We start from the raw sequence: 9,402 nt of genomic DNA, 5'->3' as shown, positions 1-9,402 counted from the left end.
GTAGGTATTTGTATCGCTCATCTATGGTCATTTCATCATCATTGGACATGGTTCCCTCGGTAACATTTTCATTTGGAAGAACCATTATCCTTCAGTAACATTTTAGATGAGTGAATACGCCCTGTTGACTTCCCCCCTCGAAATGTGGCATAATGTCGCCTAACAACAACCAACGATACACAAACGTTGACCGGGACGAGTAGCGTCAATGAATGGTCCAAGAGAGAGCGGGGTCAGCGGCTGAAAGCCCCCTCGACCGGACGGACGCCAAAACCACCCGGGAGTGGATCCCTGAAATCCACGGCGAAAGTATGGGGTCACGGGACGGCCCGTTACAGCCGCAGAGGGTACCCGAAGGACGCAGGTCCGCGGGTGAACTTGGGTGGAACCACGTGGGTTAATCCCCGCGCCCCATGGCGCGGGGTTTTCGTTTTAAAGCGGGTTCCCCAAAGCGAAGATTTCCACCTCGTCGAGGTGCGCAGGAGGCAGCAGTATGGGAACGTTGGTGATGAAGTTCGGCGGCACGTCGGTGGGCAGCGTCGAGGCGCTCACTTCTGCAGTTGACATCGTCATGCAGTACAAAGATGAATGGCAACGCCTGGTCGTGGTGGTCTCGGCCATGGCGGGCGTGACCAACGCCCTGATCGAAGCGGCGCGCAGCGCCGAGCGCGGCGACGCCGAACGCTACAAGCAGATTCACACCGAGCTGCTCGAACGCCACGGCGACGTGATCGAGACGCTGGTCAAATCGGCCGAGGTGCGCCAGTCGCTGCTGGCGCAGGTCGAGGAGATGCTGGAGGGCTTCGCCAACGCCCGCGTCGTGGCGGCGCTGCTGCGTGAGCGTTCGGCCGAGAGCGAAGCCGTGGACGCCACCCAACTGATCGTCACGGACGACCGCTTCCAGGACGCCGTGCCCAAACGCGAGGTGACATGCAAGCTGGTGCGCAAACACCTCGAGCCGCTGCTGAAGAAGGGCCTCATCCCCGTGGTGACCGGCTTCATCGCCGCCACCGAGGACGGCGCAACGACCCCGCTGGGCCGCGGCGGCAGCGATTACACCGCCGCGATATTAGGAGACTGCCTCGACGCCGACGAGGTGTGGACCTGGACCGACGTGGATGGGGTGATGAGCGCCGACCCGCGCCTGGTGGCCGGCGCGCGGGTGATCCCCAAGCTGTCCTACAACGAGGTGAGCGAGCTGGCCTACTTCGGCGCCAGGGTGCTGCATCCCAAGACGATCCGTCCCATCGTGGAGCGCGGCATTCCGCTGTGGGTGAAGAACACCTTCAATCCCGAAGTTCCCGGCACGCTGGTCGTCGCCGATCCGAAAAACGGCAACGGCAACATCAAGGCCGTCACCGCCATCGAGAACCTGAGCATGATCACGGTGCAGGGCATGGGCATGCTGGGCGTTCCCGGCATCGCCGCGCGCACTTTCGCCGCCGTCGCCCGGCAGGGAGTCAGCGTGCTGATGATCTCGCAGGCCTCCTCGGAGCAGTCGATCTGCTTCATCATCCCCATGGAGGCGGTGGCGCAGGTGATGGCCGCCGTCGAGGACGAGCTGGCGGTCGAACTGGCGCGGCGCGACGTCGACAAGGTCTGGTCGATGGACGACGTGGTCATCGTCAGCGCCGTGGGCGCGGGCCTGCGCAGTACCCCGGGCATCGCCGCCAGGATCTTCGGCGCACTGGGCAGGGCGCAGATCAACGTGGTCGCCATCGCCCAGGGGTCGTCCGAGTGCAGCCTTTCCTTCCTGGTCGGCGCCGGCGACGCGGCGCAGGCCGTGCAGAGCATTCACGAGGAGGTCATCGTCAATGGCTAAAATTCCCGTATCCATTCTGGCTGCCACCGGCGCGGTCGGGCAGCGTTTCGTGCAGTTACTCTGCGACCATCCGCTGTTCGAGATCGTCTCCCTGGCGGCTTCCGAACGCAGCGCCGGCAAGACCTACGCCGAAGCGGTGAACTGGGTCCTGCCCGGCGGGCCGCCGCCTGCGGTGGGCAAGATGAAAGTGCAGGAGATCGACACCAATCTCGAAGGCCGTCTGGCCTTCTCGGCGCTGCCGGCTTCGGTGGCCTACGAGGTCGAACCCCGTTTCGCCGAAGCGGGCTACGTGGTCTGCTCCAACGCCTCGGCCTACCGCACCGCGCCGGACGTGCCGCTGCTGATTCCCGAGGTCAACAGCGACCACATCGAACTGCTGAAGCGGCAGCGCGCCGAGCGCGGTTGGGAAGGCCTGCTGGTCACCAGCCCCAACTGCACCGCCACGGGCGTGGTCATCCCGCTCAAGCCGCTGGACGCGGCCTTCGGGGTGAAGCGGGTCTTCATCGCCTCGATGCAGGCCATCTCCGGCGCGGGCTACCCCGGTGTGGCTTCGCTGGACATCACGGACAACGTGATTCCCCACATCGGGGGCGAGGAGGACAAGATCGAGGAGGAATCACGGCTGATGCTGGGGAAGATCGTCGCCGGAAAACGCGTGCCCCTGGATGCGCAGGTCACGGCGCACAGCAACCGCGTGCCCGTGGTCGACGGGCACACCGTGTGCCTCTCCGTCGGCTTCGAGAATCCAGCCTCGGTCGACGATGCCATCCAGGCGCTGGAGAATTTCCGTGGTACGAAGGTGGTCCAGAATCTGCCCGGCGCGCCGGAACGGCCCATCTGGGTCACGCGCGAGCCCGACCGGCCGCAGCCGCGCCGCGATCGCGACAACGGCAGTGGCATGGTGGTCACGGTGGGGCGCGTGCGGCCCTGCAACCTGCTCGACCTGCGCCTGGTGAGCGTTTCGCACAACACGCTGCGCGGCGCGGCGAGCGGGTCGATCCTCAACGCCGAGCTGCTCGTGGCGGAGGGATACCTGACATGAAAAACTACGGCCGCTGCTCGGTTTCGGACTTCCTGGGCGACTACATCGTCTACCGCAACCTGGTGCCGGTCGATCCGAACCTGCCATCGCTGGACGAATTGGGGCCGCGCGTCGACCTGACGCCGGGCATGATCCCGCGCAAGATCGAGCCCATCCATTCGCGGGTGATGATCGAGCTGCTGACGCACGCGCGGACCATCGACGCGCCGGGCGTCTCGCTCGAGCGCCTGGTCTACCTGGGCGACACGCGCTCCAGCGACGGTACCTGTTTCAGCAACCTGTGCCACGCCGCCGATTTGCCCGGCCTGGCCTTCATCTGCGCCGAGAACAAAGAAGCGGCGGGGGTGGAAATCCAGAAGCTGGATGCGGGCACGCTCTATCTGGCCAACCGCTGGTCGATGCTGTCCGACTTCGACGCTTACTGTGTGGATCAGGATCTCGCCATCGACGAGCGCACGGCGGTCATCGTCGACGTGGACAAGACCGCCCTCGGTGCCCGCGGACGCAACGATCAAGTGATCAACCGGGCGCGCCTCGAAGCGGTGCGCCTCACCGTCGGCGACCTGCTGGGCGAGCGCTTCGACGAGGCGGCCTTCGAAGCGGCCTACGACACGCTCAATCAATCTGCCTTCCACGGCCTCACCGCCGACAACCAGGACTACCTGGCCTACATCTGTCTGATGCTGGGATCGGGCCTGTACGAACTCGAGGCGCTCATCACCGAGGTGCAGGCAGGGAAGTGGATGTCCTTCCAGCAGTTCATCGACGGCGTGGAAGCGCGTGCGGCGGAGCTGCCCGCCGACCTGCGCGGCATCCACGCGCAGATCTACGCCAACGTGCGGCGCGGCGATCCCACGCCCTTCAAGGCCTTCCGCTACAACGAGTACCGCACCACGCTGGCCCACATGGGCAGCCTCCCGGACGGCGTGGCGGTGGAAGCGCTGCTGCGGGACGAGATCGTGCTCACCCAGGAACTGCGGGAGATCGCCCTGAAGTGGCAGGCGCAGGGCGCATTGCTCTTCGGCCTGTCGGACAAACCCGACGAAGCTTCGCTGCCTTCACCGGAACAGGCGGCGCAGGGCATGCTGCCCATCCACCGGGCGCGCACGCACGCCGTGGGCACGTGATCGAGCACATGGAGAAACCAACGCAATGAAAACCGTCATCATCATCGGGGACGGCATGTCCGATTACCCCGTCGACAGCCTGGGCGGGAAGACCCCGCTGCAGGCCGCGCGTAAACCCAACATCGACCGCATCGCCCGCGAGGGGCGCATGGGCCGCATGGAAACCTTGCCTGAAGGGCTGCCGCTGGGATCGGCGGTGGCCAATTTGAGCGTGCTGGGCTACGACCCGGCCGAGGCGTTTCACGGGCGCGCCGTGCTCGAAGCGGCCAACATGGGCGTGGCGCTCGAGGACGACGACGTGGCCCTGCGCATGAACCTGATCTGCGTCGAGGACGGCCGGATCAAAAATCACTCCGCCGGGCACATCGGCAGCGAGCAGGCCGGCGAGATCGTGCGCGATCTGCAGGCGGCGCTGGGCGGAGAGCCCAACGAAATCCCGATCGCCATGCACACCGGCGTGAGTTACCGCCATCTGCTCCTGCTGCGCGGTGCGGCTGCTTCACCCGAAGTGGCCTGCATCCCGCCGCACGACCACGTGGGAGAACGAGTGGAGGATCTGCTGCCCGCGGCGAAATCCGAAGAGGGGAAAGCCACAGAAACCCGGCTGCGTTCGCTGATGGCGAGCGCAGCGAGGATTCTGAGGGATCATCCCGTCAACCAGAAACGGATCGCCGCGGGAGCGGACCCCGCCAACGCCATCTGGCCCTGGTCGCCGGGGCGGGTACCGAAGATGCAGACGCTGCAGGAACGCTTCGGCGTTCACGGCGCGGTCATCTCGGCCGTCGACCTGATCAACGGGCTGGGTCTCTACGCCGGAATGGACGTGATCCGCGTCGAGGGCGCCACCGGCCTGTGGGACACCAATTTCGAGGGCAAGGCCGCGGCCTGCATCGAGGCGCTGCGCGATCACGACCTGGTCTACGTGCACGTGGAGGCCACGGACGAGGCGGGGCACGCCAAAGACGCGGCGTTGAAGGTCGAGTGCATCGAGATGCTCGACGGCCGCCTGGTGGGTCCGATATTGGAAGGCGTGGATGCGTTCGGGGAGCAGGTCGGTATCGCCGTGCTGCCGGACCATCCCACGCCGGTCGCCTCCGGCGTGCACGAGCGCGATCCCGTGCCCGTGGCCGTGCTGCGGCCGGGGGATGCGCCGGACGAGAGTAGCTGTTACGACGAGGAACAGGCTACAATTGGAAACATACCCTTCATGCGCGGGGACGATTTCATCCGCCTGATGCTGGGTGTGGAATCATGATGCGGGACGGGAGGTCGAGCGATGCCGTATGACAGTTGGTTTGCTTGCGTGCGGGGATGTGGGCGGCGCTACTCGATTTACGACGTGGTCTACCGCTGCGAGGACTGCGGCGGACTGCTCAACGTGGAGCACGATCTGGAGGCCTTGAAGGATCACAGCGCCGAGGAGTGGAAGCAGATCTTCGACCGGCGCTCCCGCTCGAACGAGTGGCCCTACGGCAGCGGCGTGTGGGGCAAGAAGGAGTGGGTCTGCCCGCAGATCGACGACGAGAACATCATTTCCATGTTCGAAGGCCACACCAACCTCTTCTGGGCCGAGCGCCTGGGCGCGGAGATCGGCGTGCCCGATCTGTGGATCAAACTCTGCGGCAACAGCCACACCGGCTCCTTCAAGGACCTGGGCATGACCGTGCTGGTCTCGGTCGTGAACCAGATGATCGCCGACGGCAAACCGATCCGCGCCGTGGCCTGCGCCTCCACCGGCGACACCTCCGCCGCACTGGCGGCCTACGCCGCCGCGGCCGGCATGCTGGCCGTGATCCTGCTGCCCAAGGGCAAGGTTTCCACGGCGCAGTTGGTGCAGCCCATCGCCAACGACGCGCTGGTGCTCTCGCTGGACACGGATTTCGACGGCTGCATGCGCATCGTGCGCAAGCTGACCGAGGACAAGACGATCTACCTGGCCAACTCGATGAACTCGCTGCGCATGGAAGGCCAGAAGACGGTGGGCATGGAGATCGTGCAGCAGTTCGATTGGGAGGTGCCCGACTGGATCGTCATTCCGGTGGGCAACCTGGGCAACGTGAGCGCCATCGGCAACGGCCTGGACATGATGAAGAAGCTGGGTCTGATCGACCGGCTGCCGCGTCTGGCCGCCGTACAGGCGGCGCGCGCCAACCCGCTGTATTTGAGCTACCAGACCGACTTCGAGGACTACACGCCGGTCGTGGCCGGGAAGACCCTGGCCAGCGCGATCCAGATCGGCGATCCGGTCAGCTACGAGCGCGCCGTGAAAGTGCTGAAGGAATTCGACGGCGTGGTCGAGCAGGCCACGGAGGACGAGTTGGCCAACGCCGCCGCCCGCGCCGACCGGCGCGGCATGTACTGCTGCCCGCACACCGGCGTGGCGCTGGCAGGATTGTTCAAGATGGTCGAACGCGGCCAGATCACCTCTTCCGACCGGGTGGTGGTGATCTCCACGGCGCACGGTTTGAAATTCACCGATTTCAAAGTCGGCTACCACGAGGGTACGCTGGACGGCGTGGAGTCGCGCTACGCAAATCCACCGGTGGAGCTGCCGGCGGACATCGATGCGGTCAGCGAAGCGATCGATCGGGCTGTGGAGTGAAACCATGAAAGAGATTGCGAACGAACTTCGAGCGATCGTCGATGCAGCCGGGAAGCGTCTGGCCGGCATGCCGGAGGAGGAAGTCTCCCGGCGGGCCGAGGCGGATGGCTGGTCGAAGAAGGAAATCCTGGGCCATCTGATCGACTCGGCGGCCAACAACCACCAGCGTTTCGTGCGGGGGTGCAGCGACAAGGCGGCGAGCTTCCCGCCGTACGATCCGGAAGAGTGGGTGCGGGTGCAGCGCTACGACGAGGCGGACTGGGAGAATCTGGTCGCGCTTTGGACGGCGTACAACCGCCAGTTGAGTCACGTCATCGAGCGCATCCCGAAATCGGCGCTCTCCAGGGCGTGCAGCATCGGCAGGGCGGAACCCGTCACGCTGGAATTCGTCATCGACGACTACCTGCGACACCTGAAGCATCACCTGGGCGATCTCCTGGAGAGTCCGCAGTAGAGACGCACGGATCTATATCCAGGGCGACCCACCGGGTCGCCCTATAATTATCGCTGGCGAGGGATATGCTTCCCTCGTCCATCGGTTGCAGATGAATATCCGCAACCAGCATCGGGTGATGTGTAGGGGCGGACAAGTGGTCCGCCCGAAATTATTAGCGTGAGGGTTCCGTATGTCTGACACACGCATCATCGAACTGTCCGCCAGAGAAATCGAGCGCTACGCCCAGGGATTGATCGAATTGATCGAGCCGCTGACGGAGGAACAACTCTGGTCGGTGGAAGGCGGCATTCCGAACTCGATCGGCACGCTGGCCAGGCACCTGACCGGCAATCTCAACCACTATTTCGGTGCGGGCCTTTTGGCCAACGGGTACGCGCGCGATCGGGAGCGGGAATTCAGCGAAACCGGGTTATCGAAGGAAAAGGTGGTCTCGGATTTGACTGCGGCCGTGGAGGTCGCCAAACAGGCGGCTGCGGCGGTCGACGTCGAGCGAATCACGCAGCCGTACACCACGCCGTGCGGCAGGGAATACGAGTCGCTCGCCTATCACGTACTGCGCATGCTGACGCATTTCGTCGTGCACTGCGGCCAGGCGGATTATGCGCTGAATCTCATCCGTTAAAGCTTTACAATCTAATCAGAAACCTGTTTTAATTGCGAAAGGATTTTTCTTGAATCTGATCGATATCATACGCAGGCAGCCTCAGCCCGCGCCGTGGGCGGAGGGCGAGAAGATCCCCTGGAATGACCCGGAATTCAGCCAGCGCATGCTCAAGGAACATCTCTCTCAGGAGCATGATGCTGCCAGCCGCGTTTTCGAGATCATCGATGGTCAAGTCCAGTGGATTCATGAGCATGTGCTCGCAGGTAAACCAACACGCATCCTCGATCTGGGCTGCGGGCCGGGATTGTACACCAGCCGGCTGGCGAGACTGGGTCATAAATGTGTGGGTATCGATTTCTCACCTGCCTCCATTGCCTACGCAAAACAGCAGGCGCAGGAATCGGGTCTGGATTGTGCCTATCATCTGCAGGACATCCGTGAGGCGGAATTCGGTGAGGGCTACGGCCTGGTGATGCTGATCTACGGAGAGTTCAACGTATTCCGCCCTGAGGTGGCTCGGGAGATCCTGACCAGGATCCATCGCGCTTTGAAACCCGATGGATATCTGCTGCTCGAGCCGCATACCTACGAAGTCGTCGTGGACATGGGCGCGCAGCCTGCATTCTGGTACACCGCAGAAAACGGTCTATTTTCGGATCAACCGTATCTCTACCTCGAAGAGAGTATGTGGGATGGAGACAGCCAGACCACCATCAAGCGTTACTATGTCATTGATGCCGTGACGAGCGAGGTGACTCGCCATCCGGAAACGATGCAGGCGTATACAGACGATCAGTATCTGTCTACGCTGCGGACGTGTGGCTTCGGGCAGGTGTCCCTGGAGCCTTCTTTTGATGGGCAGATCTGGACCGCGTCCACCGGTCTGATGGCCATCCTGGCGCAGAAAGCATCCGCTGCTTCGTGAGTTCCTGAGATCAGATACTTCGCTTCTTTGCCAGTATCTTGTTTATAATCTTTGTACTTGATTGGGAGGTTGGACACGGATTATGGGATCAGCCGCGATCATAATAAACTTGGCGCTCTTGTTTTACAGTATTGGCGTGTGGAGCGAACGAATCGCCGGAAAGCTGAAACCCTGGCATTTGATTTTCTTCTGGATGGGATTCGCGTGTGACACGTGGGGCACGGGGATGATGTTCGACATGGCCGGCGGGATGACCTTCGACGTGCACGGCATTTCCGGTACGTTGGCCATCGTCTTGATGCTGGTTCACGCCACGTGGGCCACGATCGTGCTGCTGCGAAAAGACACGCGCATGATCCACACGTTTCACCGTTTCAGCGTGGTCGTGTGGGCGATCTGGCTCATCCCCTATCTGAGCCCGATTTTCTTCGGCATGCAGGGGTGATAGAAAAAACATTCTGTGCGGTGGTTTATTTGCAGATAAATATCTGCCCAATACCAGTTGCGGATGAACATCCGCAACCAGCGCCCTGTGGGTAGAGACGCCTCGATGAGGCGTCGATTACCCGGGCAACCACAGGGGATTGCCCCTACGGATTCCAATCATGTAGGGGCGGACCTATGTGTTCGCCCGAGTCTTGTCGATTATAAAAAGCGGGCCGACAATGGGTCGGCCCCTACAACGGTTGGTGGATGTTACAAGTAGGGGCGGGTTTCAAACCCTCCCCTACGTGACGCGATGACGACGTGCAAGGGCGACCCGCCGGGTCGCCCTTGCATTGAACTTAACGGTTACTCCACGATAAACCAATCGCTGGCGCTG

9 protein-coding genes are annotated in these 9,402 nt (G+C 62.9%); all 9 read left to right on the top strand.

All coding sequences use genetic code 11. The features are described from left to right. Positions 1–493 precede the first annotated feature (493 nt). Positions 494–1,822, top strand: a complete 1,329-nt coding sequence (locus P8Z34_16250) for an aspartate kinase (GenBank protein MEJ2552225.1) — start codon at positions 494–496, stop codon at positions 1,820–1,822. Then, positions 1,815–2,864 (top strand): aspartate-semialdehyde dehydrogenase, encoded by a 1,050-nt coding sequence (asd, locus tag P8Z34_16245; protein ID MEJ2552224.1) that lies wholly within the window; start codon positions 1,815–1,817, stop codon positions 2,862–2,864. The genes P8Z34_16250 and asd overlap by 8 nt, the downstream gene beginning before the upstream one ends. After that, positions 2,861–3,991 (top strand): hypothetical protein, encoded by a 1,131-nt coding sequence (locus P8Z34_16240; protein MEJ2552223.1) that lies wholly within the window; start codon positions 2,861–2,863, stop codon positions 3,989–3,991. Before asd ends, P8Z34_16240 begins: the two co-directional genes overlap by 4 nt. Before the next feature lie 25 nt (positions 3,992–4,016). Beyond that, positions 4,017–5,246, top strand: coding sequence for a cofactor-independent phosphoglycerate mutase (locus P8Z34_16235; protein ID MEJ2552222.1), 1,230 nt, complete (start codon positions 4,017–4,019; stop codon positions 5,244–5,246). 21 nt (positions 5,247–5,267) lie between these two features. Further along, the gene (gene thrC, locus P8Z34_16230; GenBank protein MEJ2552221.1) at positions 5,268–6,593 is read left to right on the top strand and encodes a threonine synthase; all 1,326 of its coding nucleotides are present in this window, start codon (positions 5,268–5,270) and stop codon (positions 6,591–6,593) included. A gap of 4 nt (positions 6,594–6,597) precedes the next feature. After that, a complete protein-coding gene (locus P8Z34_16225; GenBank protein MEJ2552220.1) occupies positions 6,598–7,047 on the top strand; it encodes a DinB family protein in 450 nt (149 codons plus the stop codon). A 172-nt stretch (positions 7,048–7,219) separates the two neighbouring features. Continuing rightward, positions 7,220–7,672, top strand: a complete 453-nt coding sequence (locus P8Z34_16220) for a DinB family protein (GenBank protein ID MEJ2552219.1) — start codon at positions 7,220–7,222, stop codon at positions 7,670–7,672. A gap of 49 nt (positions 7,673–7,721) precedes the next feature. After that, positions 7,722–8,579 (top strand): class I SAM-dependent methyltransferase, encoded by an 858-nt coding sequence (locus tag P8Z34_16215; protein ID MEJ2552218.1) that lies wholly within the window; start codon positions 7,722–7,724, stop codon positions 8,577–8,579. Between the two features lie 82 nt (positions 8,580–8,661). Then, positions 8,662–9,024 carry an HsmA family protein gene (locus P8Z34_16210; protein MEJ2552217.1) on the top strand — a complete coding sequence of 121 codons (363 nt, stop codon included), beginning with the start codon at positions 8,662–8,664 and terminating at the stop codon, positions 9,022–9,024. Positions 9,025–9,402: the final 378 nt, after the last annotated feature.

Source organism: Anaerolineales bacterium, from assembly GCA_037382465.1.
Lineage (GTDB): Bacteria > Chloroflexota > Anaerolineae > Anaerolineales > E44-bin32 > WVZH01.
This window is presented reverse-complemented; position numbering and strand designations above follow the sequence as displayed.